This is a genomic window from Frigoribacterium sp. 2-23 (assembly GCF_049601585.1).
Classification (GTDB): Bacteria; Actinomycetota; Actinomycetes; order Actinomycetales; family Microbacteriaceae; genus Frigoribacterium.
Genome location: NZ_CP187126.1, coordinates 2,397,791 through 2,419,294, shown reverse-complemented (window position 1 = coordinate 2,419,294; position 21,504 = coordinate 2,397,791). Strand labels below are relative to the sequence as shown.

Annotated in this window: 27 protein-coding genes; 12 read left to right on the top strand and 15 right to left on the bottom strand. The window is 66.0% G+C overall.

Features of this window, described 5'->3' with window-relative positions; all coding sequences use genetic code 11:
* Positions 1–32: 32 nt before the first annotated feature.
* Positions 33–227: a hypothetical protein gene (locus ACPEEZ_RS11415; protein ID WP_423918935.1), complete on the bottom strand. Its 195-nt coding sequence runs from the start codon at positions 225–227 to the stop codon at positions 33–35.
* A 125-nt stretch (positions 228–352) separates the two neighbouring features.
* Between ACPEEZ_RS11415 and ACPEEZ_RS11410 the strand changes: the two genes are divergently transcribed.
* Together ACPEEZ_RS11410 and ACPEEZ_RS11405 are read left to right on the top strand one after the other, a co-directional pair.
* Positions 353–580 (top strand): sigma factor, encoded by a 228-nt coding sequence (locus ACPEEZ_RS11410; RefSeq protein WP_423918932.1) that lies wholly within the window; start codon positions 353–355, stop codon positions 578–580.
* A 346-nt stretch (positions 581–926) separates the two neighbouring features.
* Positions 927–1,721 carry a hypothetical protein gene (locus ACPEEZ_RS11405; RefSeq protein WP_423918929.1) on the top strand — a complete coding sequence of 265 codons (795 nt, stop codon included), beginning with the start codon at positions 927–929 and terminating at the stop codon, positions 1,719–1,721.
* Positions 1,722–2,028: 307 nt separating this feature from the next.
* Here ACPEEZ_RS11405 and ACPEEZ_RS11400 read toward each other — a convergent pair whose 3' ends face one another.
* Positions 2,029–4,482, bottom strand: coding sequence for a putative Ig domain-containing protein (locus ACPEEZ_RS11400; RefSeq protein ID WP_423918927.1), 2,454 nt, complete (start codon positions 4,480–4,482; stop codon positions 2,029–2,031).
* A gap of 299 nt (positions 4,483–4,781) precedes the next feature.
* On the bottom strand, positions 4,782–5,150 hold the full coding sequence (locus ACPEEZ_RS11395) for a nuclear transport factor 2 family protein (RefSeq protein ID WP_423918924.1): 369 nt from the start codon (positions 5,148–5,150) through the stop codon (positions 4,782–4,784).
* A 109-nt stretch (positions 5,151–5,259) separates the two neighbouring features.
* Between ACPEEZ_RS11395 and ACPEEZ_RS11390 the strand changes: the two genes are divergently transcribed.
* Both ACPEEZ_RS11390 and ACPEEZ_RS11385 read left to right on the top strand, forming a co-directional pair.
* Positions 5,260–5,976, top strand: coding sequence for an alpha/beta fold hydrolase (locus tag ACPEEZ_RS11390; RefSeq protein WP_423918923.1), 717 nt, complete (start codon positions 5,260–5,262; stop codon positions 5,974–5,976).
* Positions 5,977–6,018: 42 nt separating this feature from the next.
* Positions 6,019–6,315: a hypothetical protein gene (locus tag ACPEEZ_RS11385; RefSeq protein ID WP_423918921.1), complete on the top strand. Its 297-nt coding sequence runs from the start codon at positions 6,019–6,021 to the stop codon at positions 6,313–6,315.
* Between the two features lie 8 nt (positions 6,316–6,323).
* Here the strand turns inward: ACPEEZ_RS11385 and ACPEEZ_RS11380 are convergent, their stop codons facing one another.
* Positions 6,324–6,809, bottom strand: coding sequence for a GNAT family N-acetyltransferase (locus tag ACPEEZ_RS11380; protein ID WP_423918919.1), 486 nt, complete (start codon positions 6,807–6,809; stop codon positions 6,324–6,326).
* Positions 6,810–7,369: 560 nt separating this feature from the next.
* Here ACPEEZ_RS11380 and ACPEEZ_RS11375 point away from each other — a divergent pair.
* Positions 7,370–8,182, top strand: a complete 813-nt coding sequence (locus ACPEEZ_RS11375) for an AAA family ATPase (protein WP_423918916.1) — start codon at positions 7,370–7,372, stop codon at positions 8,180–8,182.
* A gap of 107 nt (positions 8,183–8,289) precedes the next feature.
* On the opposite strand, the gene ACPEEZ_RS11370 is transcribed toward ACPEEZ_RS11375, so the two are convergent.
* Entirely contained in the window at positions 8,290–9,447 is a 1,158-nt protein-coding gene (locus ACPEEZ_RS11370) for a hypothetical protein (RefSeq protein WP_423918913.1), read from the bottom strand.
* Positions 9,448–9,587: 140 nt separating this feature from the next.
* Between ACPEEZ_RS11370 and ACPEEZ_RS11365 the strand changes: the two genes are divergently transcribed.
* A complete protein-coding gene (locus ACPEEZ_RS11365; protein WP_423918910.1) occupies positions 9,588–10,907 on the top strand; it encodes an MFS transporter in 1,320 nt (439 codons plus the stop codon).
* 141 nt (positions 10,908–11,048) lie between these two features.
* Here the strand turns inward: ACPEEZ_RS11365 and ACPEEZ_RS11360 are convergent, their stop codons facing one another.
* Positions 11,049–11,489: a cytidine deaminase family protein gene (locus ACPEEZ_RS11360; protein ID WP_423918907.1), complete on the bottom strand. Its 441-nt coding sequence runs from the start codon at positions 11,487–11,489 to the stop codon at positions 11,049–11,051.
* 70 nt (positions 11,490–11,559) lie between these two features.
* Here ACPEEZ_RS11360 and ACPEEZ_RS11355 point away from each other — a divergent pair, with 70 nt between their 5' ends.
* Entirely contained in the window at positions 11,560–12,099 is a 540-nt protein-coding gene (locus ACPEEZ_RS11355) for a GNAT family N-acetyltransferase (RefSeq protein WP_423918904.1), read from the top strand.
* 36 nt (positions 12,100–12,135) lie between these two features.
* Here ACPEEZ_RS11355 and ACPEEZ_RS11350 read toward each other — a convergent pair whose 3' ends face one another.
* The 5 genes from ACPEEZ_RS11350 to ACPEEZ_RS11330 form a co-directional block, all read right to left on the bottom strand.
* A complete protein-coding gene (locus ACPEEZ_RS11350; protein WP_423918901.1) occupies positions 12,136–12,435 on the bottom strand; it encodes a hypothetical protein in 300 nt (99 codons plus the stop codon).
* 170 nt (positions 12,436–12,605) lie between these two features.
* Positions 12,606–13,199, bottom strand: a complete 594-nt coding sequence (locus tag ACPEEZ_RS11345) for a TetR/AcrR family transcriptional regulator (protein ID WP_423918899.1) — start codon at positions 13,197–13,199, stop codon at positions 12,606–12,608.
* Between the two features lie 4 nt (positions 13,200–13,203).
* Positions 13,204–13,758: a hypothetical protein gene (locus ACPEEZ_RS11340; RefSeq protein ID WP_423918896.1), complete on the bottom strand. Its 555-nt coding sequence runs from the start codon at positions 13,756–13,758 to the stop codon at positions 13,204–13,206.
* Positions 13,759–13,859: 101 nt separating this feature from the next.
* Positions 13,860–14,375: an ASCH domain-containing protein gene (locus ACPEEZ_RS11335; RefSeq protein ID WP_423918893.1), complete on the bottom strand. Its 516-nt coding sequence runs from the start codon at positions 14,373–14,375 to the stop codon at positions 13,860–13,862.
* A 96-nt stretch (positions 14,376–14,471) separates the two neighbouring features.
* Positions 14,472–15,065 carry a CGNR zinc finger domain-containing protein gene (locus ACPEEZ_RS11330; RefSeq protein WP_423918890.1) on the bottom strand — a complete coding sequence of 198 codons (594 nt, stop codon included), beginning with the start codon at positions 15,063–15,065 and terminating at the stop codon, positions 14,472–14,474.
* 64 nt (positions 15,066–15,129) lie between these two features.
* On the opposite strand from ACPEEZ_RS11330, the gene ACPEEZ_RS11325 reads away from it, so the two are divergent.
* The gene (locus tag ACPEEZ_RS11325; RefSeq protein ID WP_423918887.1) at positions 15,130–16,416 is read left to right on the top strand and encodes an MFS transporter; all 1,287 of its coding nucleotides are present in this window, start codon (positions 15,130–15,132) and stop codon (positions 16,414–16,416) included.
* Positions 16,417–16,663: 247 nt separating this feature from the next.
* Here ACPEEZ_RS11325 and ACPEEZ_RS11320 read toward each other — a convergent pair whose 3' ends face one another.
* The 3 genes from ACPEEZ_RS11320 to ACPEEZ_RS11310 form a co-directional block, all read right to left on the bottom strand.
* The gene (locus ACPEEZ_RS11320; RefSeq protein WP_423918885.1) at positions 16,664–17,416 is read right to left on the bottom strand and encodes a hypothetical protein; all 753 of its coding nucleotides are present in this window, start codon (positions 17,414–17,416) and stop codon (positions 16,664–16,666) included.
* Positions 17,413–18,015, bottom strand: a complete 603-nt coding sequence (locus tag ACPEEZ_RS11315; RefSeq protein WP_423918883.1) for an RNA polymerase sigma factor — start codon at positions 18,013–18,015, stop codon at positions 17,413–17,415. Before ACPEEZ_RS11315 ends, ACPEEZ_RS11320 begins: the two co-directional genes overlap by 4 nt.
* Before the next feature lie 169 nt (positions 18,016–18,184).
* On the bottom strand, positions 18,185–18,550 hold the full coding sequence (locus ACPEEZ_RS11310; RefSeq protein WP_423918880.1) for a TetR family transcriptional regulator C-terminal domain-containing protein: 366 nt from the start codon (positions 18,548–18,550) through the stop codon (positions 18,185–18,187).
* Here ACPEEZ_RS11310 and ACPEEZ_RS11305 point away from each other — a divergent pair.
* Together ACPEEZ_RS11305 and ACPEEZ_RS11300 are read left to right on the top strand one after the other, a co-directional pair.
* Complete coding sequence (locus tag ACPEEZ_RS11305) at positions 18,481–18,771, top strand: SDR family oxidoreductase (protein WP_423924261.1); 291 nt, start codon at positions 18,481–18,483, stop codon at positions 18,769–18,771. The genes ACPEEZ_RS11310 and ACPEEZ_RS11305 overlap by 70 nt on opposite strands.
* Before the next feature lie 182 nt (positions 18,772–18,953).
* Entirely contained in the window at positions 18,954–19,298 is a 345-nt protein-coding gene (locus ACPEEZ_RS11300; protein ID WP_423918878.1) for a hypothetical protein, read from the top strand.
* Positions 19,299–19,487: 189 nt separating this feature from the next.
* Here the strand turns inward: ACPEEZ_RS11300 and ACPEEZ_RS11295 are convergent, their stop codons facing one another.
* Positions 19,488–20,264 (bottom strand): alpha/beta fold hydrolase, encoded by a 777-nt coding sequence (locus tag ACPEEZ_RS11295; protein WP_423918875.1) that lies wholly within the window; start codon positions 20,262–20,264, stop codon positions 19,488–19,490.
* Positions 20,265–20,314: 50 nt separating this feature from the next.
* Between ACPEEZ_RS11295 and ACPEEZ_RS11290 the strand changes: the two genes are divergently transcribed.
* Positions 20,315–20,725 carry a MarR family winged helix-turn-helix transcriptional regulator gene (locus ACPEEZ_RS11290; protein ID WP_423918872.1) on the top strand — a complete coding sequence of 137 codons (411 nt, stop codon included), beginning with the start codon at positions 20,315–20,317 and terminating at the stop codon, positions 20,723–20,725.
* A 154-nt stretch (positions 20,726–20,879) separates the two neighbouring features.
* Positions 20,880–21,467, top strand: a complete 588-nt coding sequence (locus ACPEEZ_RS11285; RefSeq protein WP_423918869.1) for a TetR/AcrR family transcriptional regulator — start codon at positions 20,880–20,882, stop codon at positions 21,465–21,467.
* The last annotated feature ends 37 nt before the right edge of the window (positions 21,468–21,504 follow it).

The following is a 21,504-nucleotide window of genomic DNA, read 5'->3' as shown; positions in this document are numbered from 1 at the left end:
GTTAGGGGATGCTCCTTCGGGCGGCTGCGGTTCTAGATCAGCCAGCTCGCGATGTAGAGGCCAGCGCCGATGAGCATCACGATTGAGGCAAGACCGACGATGCTGAGTCTTTTCTGCCGGGGTAGCTCTTTTCCCTGGCTGTATTTGATGCCGATGTACGCAAGCAGGCCTAGTGCAACGAAGAGGAATGGCGCGTAGGCAAGGCGAAGCGCCTCCGAAGTCGTCATAGCGCATTTTTTCTCACGCCTGTCAGCAGGCCTGGACGCGCCCGGTAGGGGATCCCGATACGGGCCGGCCGCGGGCCGGTTCAAGTGCTTTGAAACGCGGTGGCCTCGGCCGGACGCTCTTGAGTGTGAAGAACGATCAGGACGACGGCCCCCTCTGGGCTCGGGCTCAACGCGACGAGGGGGCGGCTTTTGCTGAACTGTTCGATCGACACAGGGCTCGCGTCTACCGGCGGGCACTCTCCCTGGTGGACGAGCATCACGACGCCGACGACGTCACTGCAGCGGTGTTCTACGAGCTCTGGCGGAAGCGACGCAGTGTCACTCTTGTCGCGGACTCTCTCCTGCCCTGGTAGTTGTCACGACCGTGAACCTTGGGCGGAACAACCGCCGTGCAGCCGCGAGATACCGCGCCTTGCTGGCCCGCTTGCCGCGACACGACGAGCAGGTACCTCAGAAGGATCTCGAGGACATCGAGTTGACGGACAGGCTCCGGGCCTCACCGCGAGGCCTGTCCTCGGGAGATGCTGCGCTGCTCGTGTTGACGAGTCTGGAAGGCGTGCCCGTCTGGCAGGCCGCACAGTCCCTAGGCCTCAGGCCGTCGACGGCTCGGGTGCGGCTTCACCGGATTCGGCAACGCCTTCGCGTCGATCTGCATGACCTCAACCCCTCGACAAGCCCGGCACCGGAAGGCGTTCTCTCGTGAATATCGACATGCAACCCGACACCTCCGCCGCAATCCGGGCCGAGCTCGCCGCCATCGGAACCAAGCACAGCGTCTTGCAGCGCCGGCAACGGCGGACGCGCCTGGCCCGGGCCGCACTCGGGGCGGGCACGATAGCCGTTGCGACCACCGCGGCAGCGCTCTTCGTCGCGGGTGCGCCTGGATCAACCGTGACCGCCGCCCTTGGCGACACGACGACCGCCACGCACACCGGCCCTGCTGTGGTCGACATCGGCCAAGCACCTTCGACCGCCGGCGCAGTCATCGCCGACATCACATGCCTCTCCGACAGCGGCGTAGTGCAGGTTCCCACCGGAGACGGGAGCACAGCCAGCGCCATTCACTGCTCTCAAAGCCCGACCGGCACGATGCGCGTCATCGACGGCCAGCTACCAGCCATCGGTTCCTCCAGCTTCAGGGTCGATGCCTCTCCGGAGACGAAGTGGCGAGTTGTGCTTCAATACGCCTCCACGGCCACGTCCAAGTGGGAGGTCAACGCACAAGGTCAGACCTACGGCATCGAGAACCGGAACGGCCACCCGGACCTCGTCCCATATGCCACGGACAGTGGCGAGCACGGTTGGGCGCTCTGGGATGACGCTCACGGCCAGGAAATGACTGGACCGATCAACATTTACCGAACTGACGGCGTCACGGTCATCGGAGTCGCGACACCCCCAGCGGCGCTGCTGCCTGAAGTGGCCCTGGATCAAGGCCTCATCGATGATCTCGACTCGGTGGAAATCGCATCACCGGTGCCGCCCACTAAATAGGCGTGCGACTGCAGCAGACACGGTGTCCCGATAGACGATCGCTCAGTGACTCAGCATCTCCGTTTTCCCGGGTCGCTTGGCGTTGTCGCGTCGGACTCGACTCTTGCGAGCTGGTTCGCCGCCAAGGGTGCGGGGTCGTTGAGCTGTCCGGGAGGCGAGCCCTCCGAGCGGGCCGTCACGAGGATGATGGAGTGCGACGGAGGGTACGACTCTTGCGTGAGGACGTACGCGACGACCACGCGTGACGAGTCGGGCTGCACCGTCGAGGCGTTCCCATCCCAAGAATCGGGCTTGGACTCCTTGAGAGTCAGCGACGTCGGGTGGCTTTTCGATGGCGGATCGTGACGAGTCCCGTACCCGCAGCGGCGAGGAGCGCGGCGATCCCGGCCATTGTCTTCAGGCTGGCATCTTCGACGCCTGTGAAGGCGAGCTCGCCCGCACTCGAGTCAGCTGACGCGTCCCCTCTAGGGGCGGCGGATGGAGATGCCCCGACGGGGGTCGAGGCGGGAGCCGCGACGGTGAACGTCCGCAGCGGAGACGGCGCCGATGTGTTGGTGATACCCCCGGCGGCATCCCGGGTGAAGGCCACCGCGAAAGCGCTCGTCGCTCCGGGGTCGAGGGGCCGGGTGGCGGTCCAGGTCCCGTCGGCGCCGACCCGAATCGAATTTGTCGCCGCGAACGCGTCGTCGACGGGCTGCGAGGACTGGGGTGGGGTGGCTGATGGGTAGGTGATCAGTGCGATGAAGTCGCCGGGCGTGCCGGTTCCGGTGAAGGTCACCGGGTTCGATACCTGCTCACCGGATTCTGGCGACGTGATGGTCGGCGTCGCCAGCAACTGGACTGCTGCCGGCGCGACTGTGATGGTGATGGAATTCGTGGTCGCGGTCCCGTAGGAGTTCGACGCAACCACCCGGAACGTGGAGGTCTCCGCGGTAGTTGGTGTGCCCGAGAGTACGCCGGACGTGGCGTCCAAAGTCAGACCCGCCGGCAGGGCATCTCCCGGGACGAGCGCAAAGCTCGGCGCGGGAACACCCGAGGCGGCGAACGTGTACGAGTACGCCGATCCCACCGTGGCCGTCGCGGCAGGGGATGACGCCGTGAACGCGGGTGCCACCGGTGCCGGCGCGACTGTGATGGTGATGGGATTCGTGGTCGCGGTCCCGGAGGAGTTCGACGCAACCACCCGGAACGTGGAGGTCTCCGCGGTAGTTGGTGTGCCCGAGAGTACGCCGGACGTGGCGTCCAAAGTCAGACCCGCCGGCAGGGCATCTCCCGGGACGAGCGCAAAGCTCGGCGCGGGAACACCCGAGGCGGCGAACGTGTACGAGTACGCCGATCCCACCGTGGCCGTCGCGGCAGGGGATGACGCCGTGAACGCGGGTGCCACCGGTGCCGGCGCGACTGTGATGGTGATGGGATTCGTGGTCGCGGTCCCGTAGGAGTTCGAGGCGACGACGCGGAAGCTCGTCACGCCGGGTGTGGTCGGCGTGCCGGAGAGTACGCCGGACGTGGCGTCGAGCGTCAGGCCGGCGGGAAGAGTGTCCCCTGCCGCCAGGGCGAACCGGGCTGTCGTTGTGGCTGACGTCCCCGGGCCGGCGGTAAAGGTGTAGGAGTACGCGGAGCCCACGGTCACCGCGCCCTGAGGTGTCGCCGCTGTGAACTCAGGCGAGCGCGCGGTGAAGGCGGTGCGGGTCAGACGTGTCACGGTGTCGTCGCGGTTCGCGGTATACACCGTGCCGTCGCCCGTGACGGCCACGAACAGCGGGGAGGGAGGAACGGCGGCCCCGGTGACGACCCGGCGACTTATGGCCGGGTCCGTGACCTTCAGGACCTCGCCCGTAAGGCCCGGCATGTAGAGGGAACCGTCAGCGTCGGCGGTGAGCGAGTAGTCAGCGCCGCCGGTGCGGAACGTCGAGAAAGTTGGAGTGGCCGAGGTCGGGTTTGAGACCTGGATGAGGCCGGCTACTGTCCGGTAACCCACGAACACGGTGTTATCCGGAGTCACCGCGATGACGCCGTACGAAGCGACGCGGTTCCTGAGGCCCGTGTCGATGACCGTGACGCGCTGATCCGGCGTTCCGAAGCCCATGACCCGCACGATTTTGGCCGTGGTGTTAAGGGAGGCCCCGAGGTCGGGTGTTGCGTAGACCGTTCCGTCCGGTCCGACCGCGATCGAGCCGAGGCGTTGTGTGCCCGCCGTGATCGTGGACACGCTCTGCTGCAGCGTCCCGGCAGCCGCGATCCGTGTGATCGTGTTCGATGCGTTCGCGGTGTACACCGTTCCGTCGGGGGCGACCGCGATGGCGACTGCGGCGACAGCTTGTCCGAGCGGGATGCTAGTCACGGCCTGGTCCGCGGCACCGGGGCTTGCGATCCGTGACACGGTGCTGTCGGAGTTTGCCGTGAAGACCGTCCCGTCGGGCGCGACCGCCACCGAACCGGCACTACCCACTGGGATGGAGGTGACGGTCTGCGCGCTCGTTCCGGCGCCCGCGATCCGAGTGACAGCATTGCCGGCGTTCGCCGTGTACACGGACCCATCCGGCGCGGCCGCAATCGCGTAAAGATCGGCGCCGATCGGGATGGACGTCGATGGGGCATCCGCAGCGCCCGCCCCAGACGGGAATGCGACCGCACCGACTACCGCCAACGTCGCGGTAGCCAACAGGACAACGGTCCGGGATGACTCAACCAAGCGCCCACTTCGAGAGGGCTTGGATGAGATCTTTTGGACGTGCGGCATTGATGACTCCAGGGACATGCATTCGCAGAGCCCCCGACGGCTCGCGCGATGACCAACATTACGTCGATGCGACGGCCATCGGGTCACCACCACATCACCAGCGGCAGCACGTGCACCGCCCGTGACAGCTTAGGCGCCGCGGAACATCCCTCTCTATCTTCCGACAGACGCTAAATCAAGGCGAGGGCGCCACCGAGAGTGACAACGTCGATGCCCATACGGAGGGCAGCTGCTGTCTCAATATCCGATCGGCTATCGGGGCGGTGCTGTCGGCTGCGAGTCGGGCAGTCGTCGGGGTCTTGGACAGGCTTTAGTGCCTACTTCCATCGTCCTTTCCAGTCGTAGAGGGGGGCGCTAGTTGCGTATTCGCGGAGCCTTGCGATCTTTCCGTCTCGGATGGTCGCGACTGTCGATCCGTCGAAGGCGTGGTCCGCTCCGTCCCAGTGGCATTCGAATCGCCACTCGACCGCGATGCGGTCGCCGGCGATGAATTCGTCGATGATGCTCCACCCGAGTACGCGTCCACCGGCGGCCAGCCAGGAGTCAGCCCAGTCGAGGACCGTCGAAGCGCCTCGGTACACGGGGCCGTAGCTCTCGATGACGACGACGTCTGGGGTAACTGTCGCGGCGATCGCGGCAGGGTCGTTCTTCTTCCAGGCGTCGATGTAGTCGTGGAGGGCGCTCATGACCTCGACGCTATCGAGCGAGGGGCGACGGCGGGCGGCGAACCGTTCCGTTTGACGATCGACCAACGAGACAGCCGGCCCGTGGAGCAGAATGTGCTTCGATACCCCGATGAAGCTCCACATTGAGGTGCATGGCCAGGGAGATCGCACGGCGGTGCTGCTGCACGGGATGATGGGTTCTCGCGAGAGCTGGTGGCGAGTGGTGCCGCTACTGGTCGCGAGCGGCTATCGCGTCTTAGCGGTCGATCTTCCGGGCCACGGACTGTCACCGCGCGACGACACCATGACGGTAGATCGGGCCGCTCGCTCGATTGCAGAGTCCATGGCCGACGAATGCGGCTCGATGCCCGACCTCGTGATGGGCCATTCGTACGGTGGGTTACTCCTCGCAGCGGCCGTGGACGCCGGGCTGCTCGCCCCGGCACTCTCGGTTTACATCGATGCTCCCTTCACGTCGCGCGGCGGCTGGGACCGTGCCGAACTCACCGCCGAGTACGAGCAGGACAAGCGAGCGCGCACGTACGACGGGCTCCGAGCATCGCGGCCGTTCTACAGCCACCAGGACTGCGTGGTCGAGGCTCGTGCAGCGCAGCACTTCGATCCGTCCACGGCGGCCTCGCCGGCAACGGGCCCTGGGGTGTCCTTCGAACCGGAGCCCGCATCAATCATCGTTCGAGCACAACCGAGCGCGTACGTCGACGACGAGACCGCGTCACTGCACGAAGGCCGGGGCGTGCTCGTCCGGGACGTTCCCGGCGCAGCCCACTCCATCTGGTATAGCCACTTCGATCAGTTCGTTGCTGCGCTGCCCGAGGTGTTCCAGTAGCGCATCGTTCTCCGGTCCTTGGGCCTGCGGCATGCTTACGGGATGAAAGCTGAAGCACCCGCCAACCGTCAGGCTGTCGCCAAGGTGCTGGCGATCCTTACCGCCCTCGACCCGTATGGCCTTGAGCCGGGAACTCTGGACGGAGCTCCTGCCAACGAATACGACATCGAGGCCGTAGGCATAGCACGCATCCTCCTAAGAGAGGGTGCCGTAACGGTCTACGACGTAGAAGGTGTCTGGATGCGCTGCTTCTCGGAGTCCCTCGTCCTCCGCATCGGCGTCACCCGCATGGCTCAGCTCGTGGACCGCCTAAACGAGATGGGCAGCAGCGTCCGATAGACGATTGGCTATCGGACGCTCTCGTTTAGCGTCTTGCTGTACCACCGATCGGAGTAGGGCTCGTCGTTGAAAGCGTCGACGCGCACGAAGCCGATCCGCTCGTACATGGCGCATGCCTCCGTTAGGGCAGCGCGGGTGTCGAGCCGGAGCGTGGTGATGTCCCGCTCCCGGCAGGCCACCTCGACGGCGTGGAGCAACTGCGATCCAATCCCTCGTCCTCGATGTGCCAGCAGTGTGAATACCTTGGTGAGTTCTGCCACGTCGCCGTTGAAACGAACGCCCGAACACCCGAGTGGCAGCTCGTCTTCGACTGCGACGAGCAGCATGCCGGTACGCCCCTGCAGATCGTCGTAGGGCTCATCTCGGAGCGCCTGGTCCACCTCATCGTTCGTTGCCGGCCGTGCGTACCATCGTGACGCGACGTCCCGCATGTAGTCGCGAACGATCTGAGCGGCTATGTCGGCGTCAGGGGTGACGGTCTCGATCGTGATCACGACATGTGAGCGTAGGGGATCGGTCAGCGGGCAGTGCGTGGGTTGCCCGCTGATCGCAGCCGACTAGTGACCCCTGCGGTGGAGGGCTTGGTAGATGAACACCCATGCAAGCAGAACCGCCAGCCCGATCCCGTCCGCCCATTTTTGACTCACCCCGCTCGTAGATAGCGTCCAGCAGCAAAGAAGGGCGAGAATTCCGGTCGCAACCGCAATAGCTGTTCGGTAGGCAGTTGTCCAGGGCTGCGATTTAGGGCGGTCAGGCTCTTCACTCTCATTCACGGGCCGAGGCTAGGCGGTTCTCGGACGGTTACAACCCGCGACGTCACCGAGATCCGTGTCTTTCACCGCGACGCGTTCCTGTGCACCGCGATCAGTACCGCGCATCAGACCGAGACCGTCAGTCTCAAGCAGATCCAGGCCGCCCGGAACGCGCAACGAAGAGCCCTGCGCGGGCAGATCCGCGAACGCATCGCGATCGTCCGACCCACACCCGATGATCACACCCCACCAGCACCCGCACCGGATCAACCGCGACTGAAGACCTACGAGGAGGACCGGTCATGACAAGCCAGTTCATCATCACGAAGGAACACCGCCGGTTCGCGGAGTTCGCCGACGCCGTCCGGAAGCAGAACACCATCGGCGTCTGCTTCGGCCCCGCTGGCGTCGGTAAAACCCTCTCCGCACGCCGCTACGCCCACTGGGACAGCATCGGCCCGTTCATCGCCAGGTGGGCCGCACGCAGCGAAGACGACACGAAGATCTACGCCGCCGCCCACCGAGCTCGCACCGTCTTCTACACGCCCGAGGTCTCCGCCACCATGCGCGCCCTGCAGGACGACCTCCGGCAGGACATGCTCCGCACCGAACGCTGCATCGAGGAACACCTCCTGCTCCAGGGTCGCCACTTCGACCACTCACACGGCCCCATCTCGCCGTTGCTCGAGCTGATCATCATCGACGAGTCCGAACGCCTCACCAGCAACGCGATCGAGTGGCTCCGCGACCAGTACGACCGCACCGGCATCGCGATGATCCTCATCGGCATGCCCGGCATCGAGAAGCAGTTCAGCCACTACCCGCAGCTCTACCGTCGCCTCGGGTTCGCCCACCAGTACCGTCCGCTCGGCCACGACGAGCTGCTCTTCGTCCTCGAACGTCAATGGCGCAAGCTCGGCAAGACACTCGACCCCGACGACTTCACCGACGCGCAAGCCATCGCCGCCGTCGAACGCATCACCCGCGGCAACTTCCGGCTCCTCGAGCGCCTCCTCCCTCAGATCCAACGCGTCCTGAAGATCAACGAGCTCGACGTCATCACCAACGACGTCGTCGAAGCCGCCCGCAGCACCCTCGTCATCGGTACCACCTGACCTGACACCGATCAAAGCGAAAACGACGACACACAGCGAGGCTGCTCACACTGCTGGGTTCTGGTCGCCCACCCGGATGGTCTGCACCTGTACCGGTGAACGACCGGCTATAGAGGCGCTTGTGTACGGCGATCGAGGAGGAGGTAGGCGAGCGTCGCGAGGGTGAGGGCGGCCGCGATCGCGAACATCGTGCGACCGCCGAGGCCGAGGATGGTGCCTGCGATAGCGGTACCGACTGAGGAGCACGCAACCTTGATCCCGGCCATGCTGACGAAGATCTGCCCTTCCGCGCCGGGTGGTGAGAACGCTGCCCGAGCTGCGAGGCTCGCAGTGAAGAGAACCCCGGTCGCGACGCCGAGGAGCGCGAACGCAGCAGCACCGACGGGGACGGAGAAGATCGCCAGCCCGAGCGCGAACCCGACTGCGACGGTGATGACGCCCCAGCGGATGAGTCGGTCTGCCTGCCCCCGGAGCGGTAGGACGATCAGCAGCAAGGACACTGCGAGATTTCCCGCACCGTAGGCGGAGGTGAGCACAGCTGACGAGGCGGTGGATGCGTCGAGAAAGTCGACCGTGCCGACAGCGAGAAGCGGGACAGCACCGAGGGGGACTGCTGTTAGGGCGGTGGCGATTGTGGTCCGTCGCAGTCCCGGTAGTTGCAGGAGCATCCCGAGAGCAGCGCGCAGGCCTACCGGTGCTGGCGCTTCGCCGTCGGCGGCCTGCTGTGCCGCACGGGGAAGAGCCAGCACGACGAACCCTCCGGCGACTGCGGCGCCGGCAGCGGTGAGGACCGCAGTGGTGGGACTGCTAGCGGTAGCCACGATGGCGATGACGGCGGGGCCTGCCGTGGCGGAGACACCGTAAGTAAAAGCGTCCATTCCCTGTGCACGTCGTCGTGCGAGCTCATCGGTACCGACGATCGTCGCAAGCTGACTGCTCAGACCACCGGTGAGGAGAGGCCCGGCCAAGCCCGCGATTGAGAGGCCGGCGGCGGCTCCCGCGAGCGTGATCGGGAGCAGGCAGATCGCACCTGCGAGGGCAAACCCGTAGACGAGTCCCGCGCCCGCGAGGACGAGCTTCTTGGACCTGGCCCGGTCGAGGAGCTGCGCGGCGACCGGCCCCGCGAGGTGCGGCAGGGTGATGCAGGCGGCGAGAAGCCCGGTGGCGTCGCCGGCACCAGCCGGACGGGCAGCGAGGACCACACCGATGATCGCGGCCGCATCGGCACCGCGGAGCAAGCAGGCCGCGATGAAGTAGACGACCAACCCCGTGCTCGCACACGCACCCCCTCGTGAGCATCGACGCTACTGTGCCTAGCCACGGGGTGCTCAAGCGATCCCGTCGCCGATCAGCTACTGGGACTCGCAGCTCGTCGTCCTGACGACGTTTCACGTACGGTGCATGCATGCGTCCTGGGGTAGTGACCGTGCTCTGTCTCGTTCAGTTCGTGGACGTACTGGGCGTCACGAGTGTCGTCACGGCGATTCCGGCGATCCTGGACGGTCTCGGCGCTGATCCGGCGGCCGCTGGCCCGCTGGCAACGACCTACGCGATGTTCTTTGGAGCGATGCTGATCCTCGGCGCGCGGCTCGGGGACCGCTACGGACACCGGCGAATCCTTCTCGTCGGGATCGTCGTCTTCGGTCTGGTGTCCATCATCGGCGGTACCGCGCAGGCGCTCCCGCAGGTACTCATCGCGCGGGCTGTTCAGGGGGCGGCGGCAGCTGTGTCTGCTCCGTCGGCGCTCCGGCTGATCCTTCACGCAACGGCTGCTGGACCGGGCCGGTCGCGAGCTCTTGCGGCCTGGAGCGCCGTGGGCGCCGCAGCGGGCGCAACCGGGTTCCTTATCGGTGGACTGCTCACGACGGTGCTCGGCTGGCCGTCGGTGTTCTGGGTCAACGCACCGGTCGCTGCGCTCCTATTCGTAGGAGTGGCCCTAGTCGTGCGCGAGGAACCGGAGCCGGGTCGGGCCGAACGGCTCGATGTCCTCGGCGCCGTCCTCCTCGTCGCGGCCGTGATGCCGGTCATCGCAGGCACGGCCCTGCTCGAGGCGCGGGCCACGCAGCCACAGGGTGTCGGGATGATCGTCCTCGGTCTGGTGATCGCTGGGCTATTGGGCTGGCGACTCCGCCGCTCACGTTCACCGCTCGTGCCGCGGGATGCGTTCCGCGACACCAACCTCCGACGTGGGTCGGTGCAGTCATTCGTCAACACCGCTACCACCAGCTCATCGTCGGTACTGGCAACACTCGTGCTCCAGGACCGCCTCGGCATACCAGCGCTGCTGTCCGGGCTGGTCCTCATGGCATTCAGCCTCGCCGTCATCGGCGGGTCCGTCGCAACCGGCCGAATCGCTCCCCGACTCGGACCGGACCGGTTGGCCGCAGTGGGGGCTGCGACGATCGCATGCGGCAACGCAGTCCTCGCGGTTCTCGGTCACTCGTGGCCGTGGATCGCGGCCGGCGTCGCAGTGATCGGCCTTGGCCTTGCAGCAGCTTCGGTCGCAGCAACCGGCCTGGGTACCAGCGTCCCGGCAGCCTTGGCCGGCAGCGCGGCAGGCATCGTGAACACCGGAGCGCAGCTCGGAACAGCGATCGGGACCGCCGTCGTCATCCTCATCGCAACCGCGTCGACCCCATCCATCGGATGGGCGGTCGCCGCAGGAATCGCACTTATCTGCGCATGGTGGTCCCGCCTCCGCCACCAGTCCGACGCCACAACCTGACGAACCGCACCGACCTGTCCGGTCACCGATCCGCTATCGAGACGTGATCACGACACGTAGCGAAGCGAGAACAACGACACAGAACGAAGCTGCTCACACGCTGACGACCGCCCGAAAGGGAATCGCCTAGCGAATACGCCCTTAGATCTGTTCCGCACTGTGGTCGAAGGCAAACGGCAGGAGATCGGTTGCCCTGACACTGATGAGCCCATCGGGTCCGGGCAAGATGACGCGAACATGAGGGTGGTAGTCCGCGAGGATCTGGCGGTCGCGACCGCATGGGCTCCTGACTCCTCGGCCATGGTTTCCCACGGCCACCACGTGGCTCAGATCGGTGGCACCCCCGGCTCGAGCTGCGCCGAGTGCTACTAGTTCGGCGCAGGGGCCGCCTGTGAAGTGGTAGATGTTTACCCCGGTGAAGATCCGACCGTCGGCGGCGCGCACGGCTGCGCCCATGGTGTGGACGCCGTCCTCATTCGGGCCTGCGTCAGTGACGGCGTCAATGGTTCGACGAGCTGCCTCGATGAGGGCCTGGTCTTCATCGGTGAGAGGGGCGGCCGAAGGCGGAAGTGTGATGGACATCTCTCGACTCTAAGAGTCGCAGGGTGTCCCAGTAGCCGATGGACTCTCAAGAAAGTTTTAGGATCATCGAATGCAGCTTGTGTCGCCGTCTAAGCGCTTTTTTGCGTCGTTCCAGCAGTCGTTGGTCGAGTGGCAAGGAGCGCATCAGGACGGGGCGGGCATTCGCGACGCTGGTGTCTTGACGACGAAGGTTGGCTTCAGCCGGTGGGTTGAGCAGCTTCAGGCAGAGGAAGCGACGCCGAGGGGGCAAGGGTTCGTCACTTGCACCTACTACTGGATGGTCGAGGAAGACGAGTACCTGGGGAGTATCGCGCTTCGCCATGAACTCAATGACGTCGTCGGCGAGTTTGTGGGCCACGTTGGCTACAGCGTTCGGCCGAGCGCTCGGGGGAGAGGGATCGCTGGTCGTGCGCTTCGAAGCATGCTCGTAGTCGCTCGAGATCGCGGTTTTGAGAGAGTGCTGCTGACGTGTGATGCCCTGAACGTTGCGTCGCGTCGCGTCATCGAGCGGTGCGGCGGCGAATGGGAGAATTCGGTGACCGATGGCGGAGGAAACAGAATCGAACGCTTCTGGATGACACCTCCGAGCGGCGGTCCGAGCGCCCGATAGTCGATCGTCACCTGTACATGCTCGCTAGCCGCTGGGCTACAGGTAATTCTCGTAGTGCAGCCATCGATCGGCGCGGTGCGTCAAGCCGGCAGCTCGAAGGTCGTCTTCTCGATCTCGGAGTGTTTCAAAACCAATGCTGTTGACGGCGTTGATGAGCTGATCTTGTTCGCGGTCCTGGCCCGGGGTGTATTCGCCACGAATGGATCGCACCCACTCGAGGGCCTCAAGCAGCTCAATTATTGGCATCTCCTTGAAGCGCGCCTCTGCATCCGAATACTCGAAGGTCGCTTCGGTGGCTCTCCTGGACATATGACCGGATCGAATCCTTCTGCTCACACGCGCGAGCATATTCGTCAGTTAGACAGGGAGAGGTGGCGGCGGGGCACTAGTTTTTCGCATCTGGGAGTAAGGGGCCCGCGGAAAGCGTCCCGATAGTCGATCGGCAACCGGGCAGGGGTGGACAGCCGTCGTGCTGACGAGGCTCCGTGCCTGGTGCGCGGGTCGCGTCAGTGTTGTGCGTCGTCCAGTCCGTCGAGATGCCGCTCGACGAGTGCCAGGACCTGTTCGGCCGGTCGCGCTGTGGCGTCCCAGGTGTGCTGAATCGCCAGTCCATCGACGAGGGCATGGAGACGATCGGCTTCGTAGGTCCGGTCGCGATCAGGACGAAAGGCCCCCGCTCGCTCCATGACGTCGATGGCGTGCTCACAGATCCGGCCGACCCCGTCGTTCAGGCGGCGTGCGCTGCGGGCAAGGTTCTCATCGGTCCGTGCGAGTACGCCGAGTTGCACCTGCGCCAGGATCTCGGCGGTACGTTCGTGATCCAGGGGCAGGACCTGCGACAGGATGTCGAGGGCGAGAGCCCGGCCGGTCGAGCGCAACGCCGCGAGGCGCGCGGTGACACGTTCTTCGATCGAGGTCAGGCAGTGCTCGCGCAGGGCGTCCTGGGTCGGGAAGATCCGGCGAAGGGATGCTGCGGCGATGCCGGCCTCGTCGGCGACGTTGCGTACCGACAGGGCGGCCAGGCCATCGCGCTCCAGGAGCCGCAGACACGCAGCCGTGATCAGGGCGCCTCGTTCCTCCAGATCGACGTGGCGCGGCATCCGGTCAGCCTACGGCTCGGCCCGCGGTCGATGCGGCGGGCTTGCGTGGCCAGACCGTGTAGCTGAGGGCCCAGAGGACCTCGACACCGATGATCACCCCGAGCAGGGCGAAGGTCCGCTGCAGGTCGGAGGTGCGCTCCGGGTCGTCGACGAGGGCGATCAGTGAGCCGAGGATGCCTCCGGCGATCAGGGCGGCCGCCCCCGTTCGCAAGACGTCTCCCCAGCACCGCACGGTGTGACGCCGTCCGGTGAGGCGTTCCGGGGCGGGGCCATCGGCGAACCGATGGGTGAACCGAATGTCCGCCCACGCGATCATCCGGTGTCCGTAGGCGACGGACATGCCGATGTAGATCGCTGCGAGGCCATGGTGCCCGGACGCGGTTCCGCCGCCGAGCAGATCGACTGCCACCAGGACGAGCAGGATCACGTCGATGAGCGGCGCAGCGACCAGCAGCGCAGTGCTGAGTCCTGGGCGGCGGAGAACGTACCGCGCGGTCAGCCCGCCGAGGATCGCGGCCCAGAACGAGACTTCGCAGACGACGATGGCGATGAGGGTCACAGGAACTCCAGCTGTTTGAGTACAGGCGTACTCGAACAGCATGGCATTCGATAACCGCGGTGTCGACGGTCGAGCGGCCGACACCCCGGACTCGTGGACGGTCAGTCGGCGTGTTCAGGTGGCCACACCACGGCGAAGTGCTCGAAGACGATCTCATCGAGCTCTGACCAGGTGGCGCCGCGGGCAGTGCTCGTCCGTTCCCAGTACAGCCGATGCTGGATCTGCCAGCTTCCGAGGGTGCGATCGTCTTCCCCTTCTGCGTAGGCGAAGTCGGCGTCTGCCCCGTCGAACGTGTCGATCCGCAGCTGCGTGCTCCGGATCACGATGCGAGGGACGCCGGCCCCGTCGCAGGCGATCCAGTGCGATCCGATGCGGGGGAGGGGGTCGCCTCGATGGGTGAACTCCGAGACGAGCTCGGCAGTGGCTCGCTTGGTCCCGGAGAGGACGATCTGCAGCAGCTCGTCGGCGAGCTTCGCGGAGTCGCCGAAGTGCTCCACCGTGTAGTCGGAGTCGACGGCGTCCTGGGGTCGTCGTGATTTCGAGTAGTCCGACCACATGGCGGTCGCGGCTGCGAGGTCGGGGGCTGTGGCAGGGGTGGCGGCGGGAGTCTTGGTCATGGTCTCGATCGTGTCAGAGGGCGAACTCGGGTCTGAGTGTCGACCAGGTGACGCGACGGCTCCTCCGAGGATGAGGAGGCGTCGGAATACCCACCGTCAGGCCCGTTTCTTGGCTTGGTGACGAGCGACCCGGTTGCGGTTGCCGCACCCGGCTGCGGTGCACCAGACCCTGTTGTGACGGGGGGACGTGTCGAGGTACACCCAGCCACAGGCGTCGTCACCGCACTGACGCGCGGACGTGAGGTCTGACGTCAGCAGGTCGTGCGCGACGAATGCGATGGCTGCACGGGGACCCGTGAGATCGGACGGAACGCGCCAGGACCACGTCGGCGCGTCCGTGTCTCGGTGCAGTGTCGATCGGCCGAGGGCCGCGACGTGCTCGCGCGCGATCACTTCGACCGCCGCCGTCGAGGACTCGAAGACGGCCTGGTAGATCGCTTCGCGCAGCGCGACGACGACCTCGAGTTCGTTCGCGGCTGAAGCGGGGTCGTCTTCCGCCAGTTGGTCGAGGCCCCCGGCGTCACGCTCCAGGAGGTCGAATTGCCTGCACCACATCACGACGTCCTCGAACGAGGTCATCGTGTCGATGGCGCGACGCTCGTCCAGACGCCAATGCACGGTGTCGACGAGGTCAAACGCCGGGTGTCCACCCACCTCGGGGTAGGGCAGTCGTGCACTCGAGGCGGTCATGTCACGCAGTCTAATGCGTGATAGTTACTTGCACCATTAGCTGCGTCATGCCATTGTCTAACGCGTGAATCCTACTAAGCCCATTAGGCAGCAGTCGCGGCGGCTGGGGCCGGACTTCGCTCGGTTCTGGACCGCCCAGGCAGCGTCGTCGATCGGTGGTCAGATCAGCGAATTGGCAGTGCCGCTGCTCGCCGTCCTGGTGCTGCACGCTTCTGCCGGTGAGGTCGGGCTGCTCGGTGCGGCCCGCTGGGTCCCCTTCCTGCTTCTTGCGCTGCCCCTCGGGGTGTTGGTCGACAGGCGCCGGCGCCGCCTTCTGCTCGTCTCGTCCGACGTCGTCCGGGCGGTCCTGACCCTCGTCGTGGTGGCCCTGGCGTTCTCCGGTCTGCTCACGCTGCCCGCCCTCGTCGTCCTGGTGGGGCTGCTCGGGGCCTTCACCGTCCTGTTCGAGGTCAGCTACCAGTCGTTCTTGCCCACGGTGGCCGGCCGCGAGCACCTCGAGCGGGCGAACGGTCGATTGCAGGCGACGTCCTCCGCGGCGGAGATCGGTGGCCCGGGCCTCGCCGGACTGCTCATCCAGGCGCTGTCCGCCCCGTGGGCACTTCTCACCCACGCCGCGACCTATGTCGTGTCGGCGGTGGCGCTCCTCCGCATCTCGACTCCGGAGCGGCAGCCCGTCCCCACGGGCAGAGGCGTGCTGCGAGACCTAGGCGACGGGTTGCGGTTCGTGCGCCGTGACCGCTACCTGGTCTCCCTGGTCGGCTTCGCCGGGATCTACAACCTGTTCGCCCAGTGGATCATGGTGCTCTTCACCGTCCACGCCGTCCGTGAACTCGGTCTCACGGCAGGCCATCTCGGACTCGTGTTCAGTCTCGGCGCCATCGGAGCGCTCCTCGGGGCGGCCGCCGCACCGGCGAGCGTCCGTCGGTTCGGCGCCGGGCGCGTCATGGTCGGCTGCGCGGCGGCCGAGTGCGTCGCCCTCGCTGCGCTTCCATTCGTGGAGGAATCGTGGACGGTGCCTGTCGTCGTCACCGTCCTCGTCGTGGTCTTCGCGGTCAACGGGGCCGGGACGTCCCTCTCGAGCGTCGTCGCGCTGACACTCCGTCAGCTCCGGACGCCGGACCACCTGCTCGGACGGGTCAATGCCACCATGCGGTGGCTCTCCTACGGCGTCATCGCAATCGGTGCCGCGGTCGGAGGCATCGTCGGAGACGCCCTCGGCACCCGCACCGGCATCGCTCTGGGCTGCGCAGGCAGCCTCCTCACGGTCGTCTGGGTGTCTGCATCGCCACTCCGGTGGGTAGGCGACCCGCGCCTCCTCGCGACCCACGACAGCCGCGGCCCCGCAGCGTGATCCGGTGGGCGTCGATGGACGTGGTCGGTAAATGGCGCAGGTATCGGGTCATCCCCCAGGGGAGGAGGGCCAGCCCCAGTCCCGCGCCCGCCCGTGATCTTCAGGCTGGTGGTGAGCAACAAGTTACCCACCGTCGAAGAGGTCTCATGTCCCGCGCCGCCGTCGCCGTTCGGCCCCCGCCGTCCCCTCGATCACCGCCCCACTACCGGAAAGAGTCGCGATAGCCGGATGGGCTCCCGCCCGCACGTCATCGTTCTATGCGGGCTGTACCGATTCGCGTGGTCCCGTCAACGGCGTAGAGGGGAATGTCGAGTGCTCGCGACGGTGGTGTCTGAGCTCCTGCGGAGGGCGAGGGGATCGCTTCCGGTGTGTCGGCACGATGTGTGTAGCCGGCGATGGGATTCCCGTGGGGGTCGGTGCCGGTCGTGGCGATGAGGTCTGGCCTGCCGTGCTCGTTGGTGAGCCCGTAGCTCTGGCCGTGGGAGTTCGTCGCCCATGGAACGGTGTCCTCGTCGGTGGCGGCGATTCTGATCGTCCACTGTGTTCCTGGTGTCGCGATCACGTCGAGGTGCGTCCGGTCGGCCGACATGTTGCCGCCTTCGGTTGCCCCGTCCGTGGCTGCCGCATCAACGAGTGATTGGTCGCAGGTGATGGTCGTCAGCCCCACGACGGTCACTGTGCCGCGGCTGAGGCAACCGATCTCCACTTCCAGCGTTGACGTCCCTTGCGGCAAGGAGTCAAGGGCAATCGTTGCTCGCCCTGCATGGGTTTCGATGATCGGTGTGCCGTGCGTCGCGGTGATGACACTCCCGGGTGCGCCAAGGACCGCCGCTGTGGCCGCGGACGCCCCGCCGAGAGCCAGCGCGGCAAGGGGAAGTGCGATCGCGAGCTTGCGATGCCGCCGCCACCACGGGCGAGATGCCCCGCGAGCTGCGTCCACCTCGTTACGGAGAGCGGCTTCCACCGCCGTGGCGAAAACCGGATCGAGCGTGGGGGTCACGGGGTAATTCCTTCGATGTTGGTCGCGGCAGGAGAAGTGAGTGTGGGGTTCAGGCTCGGATGGCGTCTGAGGCGCATGCGCGCGCGATGCAGCCGTGTTCGTGCGCCGGTCTCAGTCAGCCCGAGCTCTGTTGCTACCTCGGCCACGGTCAGTCCCTCGAACGTCACAAGGGTGAGCAGCGTGAGGTCCTGAGGAGGCAGACGGCGCAGTGTTGCGAGTAGGGCTGGATCGAGTGAGGCGACGAGGCTGGTGTCCTCATGCTGCTGGTCGGCACCCGGAGAGGGTTCGGTTCGAGGGAGTGAGCGAAGGAGCTGGTCGTACCGCGCGGTTTTCCGGCTGATGTTACGGGCGGTGTTCGTGGCCGTTATGAGAAGCCAAGCGAGAACCGAGCCGTTGACGGTTCGGACGGATTCTCGGCGACGCCAGAGCTCGAGGAACGCCGTCGCGGTGACATCCTCCGCATCCTGAACTGCGCTGGTAAGCCGGTAGGCGTGGCGGTAGACACGATCGCGATGCTCGATAAACAGTGCCCCGAAGGCGTCGCTGTCACCGTCGAGACTCCGCTGCCACAGTGACTTGTCGGTGCTCTCTGCTCCCATACCCTGAAGTGTCACGAAAGCCCCGTTGTGTTGCACCGCCGCGCCCTAACGTGCCACGTGCTTGTCGATTCTTCGCTAGACCGGCTCGGTGGGGTGGAGAGGATCGTAATCACGCATTCAGCGCGGTAGAGCCGACGGCGCCATAGTTCTTGTCCCGATAGAGGATCACCTATAGGGACGGCGTGAGAGCCGTCCTGTATTTTTCCTGCATCGAGGTAGCTGCGGCACCCTGCAGTGGTGCGAGGGCTGAGTCGAGTGCGGCTTCCAGTGGCCATGCTGACCGTTCCGGTTGACTCAGGACGAGTCCGCCCTGGACGGCCGCGAGGATGGACACCGCGATCCGTTCGGGGTCTGAGGACTCCGCGACGAGCCCCGCCGTCCGCATCTTGACGACGCCGTCGGCGAGCATGCCCCGCCACGCTCTCATGTCGTCCGCGACGGTCCGGGCGAGTTCCGCGTCAATGGCTGCCGCCTGGGTCGCGAGCGATCCGATCGGGCAGGCCCAACGGCCCGGAGCTATGTAGTAGTCGACCACACCTGTCGCGCGCCGTCGCACCGGGCGCCACAGCAACGCCCGGGAACGCCGCTGCGGCGGACGCCCTCGCCGAGATGACCCGGGGCCCCGTCGCCGGGACGCCCGTGCGCCCAGTCGATATCGCGTTCGCCGTGAGGTTCCTCGTGTCCAACGAGGCGTCATACGCGCACGGAGCGGTCCTCGACATCGACGGCGGCATCGCCAACGTCCGACTCGGTTGACCGTCGCGGAGCCCCCGCACTTCGCTGCTGCAGTTGCAGCCTTCGCTGCTGCCTTCGAAGGCCGGATCGATCCAGGCATCACGTCTTTTCCGGACCTGTTCTAACACGATGCGGTCATCGACGTGCCCTTCGACGGAGCGGGGGATGCGGCGCCTATCGTGGGACGGTCAGCGATCGAAGCCATGGCCGCCAGTCTCGACGGCTTCCTCTGGTTCGATGACGTGACCTTTGACGTCGTGCGCGCCACAGACGACCCCGCGGTGATGATCTGTGAATACGAGGCGATCCTCCGACAGGCGGACCGCGCTGACCGTCTTCGCCGCCGCTACATCTCCGTCATCACTCTCCGCGACGGACGTATCAGCCACCTCCGCGAATACGGGGGCCTTCATGCCGACTCGCTGACTAAAACCGTGCCCGCCTGGCGAGTCGATCTCTCCGTCGACCGCCGGGCTCTAGCGCAGCCTCGACTCGAGGTCGTCACAGGGTTCGGAGCCCGATGCGCCATTCTCAAGCAATTGACATAGCAGGGCCCGCAGGGGATCGCTCGCCGGATGGTATGACAGGTGCTCCTGGTCGCTTTCGCGAGTACTGAAGACATCGGTGACGCCTCGAGACACCCTGTGGAGTTGAGATGTCTTCCGTGCCGAAGGCGTGGGGCCGGACAGCTCTGTAGCGCCGCGAAGGCGCGTAAGTCTCCGTGATGGGAGTGCGTCTTATTGTGCCGTGATGAACTCGTCGAGCGTCGGCCATGTCGCGGTCGGGTTTTCAAGGTGGGGCAGGTGGCCGGCTTCGTTGACTGCCTCGAAGCGGCCGTTCGGAATCGCTGCTGCGACCTGGCGTCCGTATGCGGGGGTGACGACGCGGTCGCTCGCGCCGAACAACACCAGTGTCGGCACCTCGATCTCCTGAAGGCGCTCGAGCATGGTCGGGTCGCTCATCGCCCGGCCCGCTAACGCGAGCATGGTCGCACCGTTGCGCTGTTGCATCGCTCGCTGTTCGTCCGTGAGCGCGGCCGGGTCCATGTATCCGCGGTCGGGGTCGTGCCAGGCGACTTCGGCGAGCTGACGGGGCGTGAGGGAGAAAAAGTCAGCGATCGGTTCGCCGTCGACAACGGCGCCGACCCCGTCGATGTTCACGACGGCACCGATGGCGCCGGCGTAGCGTTCGTCGGCGGCGGCCTGGATCGCCATCTCGAGCGCGATCCACCCGCCGATCGAGGAGCCGACGAGGACGACGTTGTTGCCGCCGTCTTCCTGCAGCCGCGCGAGGTAGGCGGCAGCAAGGGCGCGGATTGAGTCGATGTCATCTGGACGGCTGGTGCCGTTCCACCCTGGGTGCGTCGGCGCCAGGACATGGAAGGTCGGTGCCAGGTGCGCGACGATCGGGGCGATGGTCTGTGGGCCACCACCACCATGGAGAACGAGGGCGATGCGGGCTGCCGGGTCACCGGCTTCGGTCACGACCAGATCGGTGGGAAGAGACGGGCTCATGACTACTCCAAATCAACATGTTTATCTACGTGTGTTGATACAGTAGCACCATGACGACTGATCTGGCAGCACTCGGCCTCGCGGTGAAGCGGGCCCAGTACCGAAATCACCGCGCCATGGAGGAGGCGCTCCGAGAGGTCGGGGTCACCCTCGTGCAATGGGACGCGTTGCGCGCGATCGAGCGCATGCCGAACGCTTCAGCGCACGACCTCGCCCTCGCCACGTTCCAGAGCGACCAGGCATTCGGCACCCTCGCCACCCGGCTCGTTAGCCGTGGCTTGATCGCCCGCACCGCCGGTCGCGGCCGGCGCATCGAGCACACCCTGACGGAGAGTGGGCACGCGGCACTCGAGGCAGGAGAGCGGATCTCGACGGATGTTCTGGGCCAGCTCTTCTCGCCCCTCTCGGCACGGCAGCACGAAGCCCTTGCCGGGCTCCTCGAGAAGCTGCTCCAGAACTAGAGCCCCGCTGTCCGCATCTTCGGTGCTGCCCCGGCCTCTTCTGCCGGGGTGGCACGCACCGAACTGTGTGATGGCGCACTGACGGATCGCCTGCAAGTCACATTTTCCTGAGTGCATGTAGACGACTGGTCTAATATGGGTATAGGGTCTGATCATGTCCACCACGGAGATCGACACCCGGCAGCACATCCTCGACACCGCACAGCGCCTGATGGCCCGCAAGGGCTACACCGCAGTCGGTCTCAACGAGGTGCTGTCGGAGGCCGGCGTCCCGAAGGGGTCGTTCTACTACTACTTCTCATCCAAGGAGAACTTCGGCGAGGAGTTGATGAAGTACTACTTCGCTGATTACCTCGCCACGATGGACCGCATCGCCAGCGACACCAGCAAGACCGGTGCCGAGCAACTGGAGGAGTACTGGCAGCGGTTCGCCAACCTGCAGTCATTCGACGACTGCCAGGGCAAGTGCCTGGTGGTCAAGCTCGCAACGGAGGTGTCTGACCTCTCCGAACCGATGCGGCTGCAGCTCGTCGACGGAACCGCCGGCATCATCGACCACCTCGAACGAATGATCACCACGGGGCAGCGAGACAGCTCCGTCGGGGCAGTCGCCGACGCCCGCACACTCGCCTACGAGCTCTACGACGCCTGGCTCGGCGCCAGCACCATGGCCAAGATCCAACGCGCGCCCGAATCTCTCCACCGCGCCCTCGCCCTCACGAAAACACGCCTCCACATCTGACCCACGGGGCTCCGGCCCCTTTTATTTCAGCATCCCT

What these genes read in the sequence shown, in the direction of transcription:
- ACPEEZ_RS11345 (WP_423918899.1), bottom strand. Translation starts at nt 13,199, where the DNA reads ATGCCGCGCCACGTCGATCTGGAGGAACGAGGCGCCCTGATCACGGCT.
- ACPEEZ_RS11365 (WP_423918910.1), top strand. Translation starts at nt 9,588, where the DNA reads ATGCGTCCTGGGGTAGTGACCGTGCTCTGTCTCGTTCAGTTCGTGGAC.
- ACPEEZ_RS11415 (WP_423918935.1), bottom strand. Translation starts at nt 227, where the DNA reads ATGACGACTTCGGAGGCGCTTCGCCTTGCCTACGCGCCATTCCTCTTC.
- ACPEEZ_RS11335 (WP_423918893.1), bottom strand. Translation starts at nt 14,375, where the DNA reads ATGACCAAGACTCCCGCCGCCACCCCTGCCACAGCCCCCGACCTCGCA.
- ACPEEZ_RS11375 (WP_423918916.1), top strand. Translation starts at nt 7,370, where the DNA reads ATGACAAGCCAGTTCATCATCACGAAGGAACACCGCCGGTTCGCGGAG.
- ACPEEZ_RS11295 (WP_423918875.1), bottom strand. Translation starts at nt 20,264, where the DNA reads ATGAGCCCGTCTCTTCCCACCGATCTGGTCGTGACCGAAGCCGGTGAC.
- ACPEEZ_RS11285 (WP_423918869.1), top strand. Translation starts at nt 20,880, where the DNA reads ATGTCCACCACGGAGATCGACACCCGGCAGCACATCCTCGACACCGCA.
- ACPEEZ_RS11395 (WP_423918924.1), bottom strand. Translation starts at nt 5,150, where the DNA reads ATGAGCGCCCTCCACGACTACATCGACGCCTGGAAGAAGAACGACCCT.
- ACPEEZ_RS11355 (WP_423918904.1), top strand. Translation starts at nt 11,560, where the DNA reads ATGCAGCTTGTGTCGCCGTCTAAGCGCTTTTTTGCGTCGTTCCAGCAG.
- ACPEEZ_RS11360 (WP_423918907.1), bottom strand. Translation starts at nt 11,489, where the DNA reads ATGTCCATCACACTTCCGCCTTCGGCCGCCCCTCTCACCGATGAAGAC.
- ACPEEZ_RS11385 (WP_423918921.1), top strand. Translation starts at nt 6,019, where the DNA reads ATGAAAGCTGAAGCACCCGCCAACCGTCAGGCTGTCGCCAAGGTGCTG.
- ACPEEZ_RS11290 (WP_423918872.1), top strand. Translation starts at nt 20,315, where the DNA reads ATGACGACTGATCTGGCAGCACTCGGCCTCGCGGTGAAGCGGGCCCAG.
- ACPEEZ_RS11390 (WP_423918923.1), top strand. Translation starts at nt 5,260, where the DNA reads ATGAAGCTCCACATTGAGGTGCATGGCCAGGGAGATCGCACGGCGGTG.
- ACPEEZ_RS11330 (WP_423918890.1), bottom strand. Translation starts at nt 15,065, where the DNA reads ATGACCGCCTCGAGTGCACGACTGCCCTACCCCGAGGTGGGTGGACAC.
- ACPEEZ_RS11315 (WP_423918883.1), bottom strand. Translation starts at nt 18,015, where the DNA reads ATGGGAGCAGAGAGCACCGACAAGTCACTGTGGCAGCGGAGTCTCGAC.
- ACPEEZ_RS11300 (WP_423918878.1), top strand. Translation starts at nt 18,954, where the DNA reads ATGGCCGCCAGTCTCGACGGCTTCCTCTGGTTCGATGACGTGACCTTT.
- ACPEEZ_RS11400 (WP_423918927.1), bottom strand. Translation starts at nt 4,482, where the DNA reads ATGTCCCTGGAGTCATCAATGCCGCACGTCCAAAAGATCTCATCCAAG.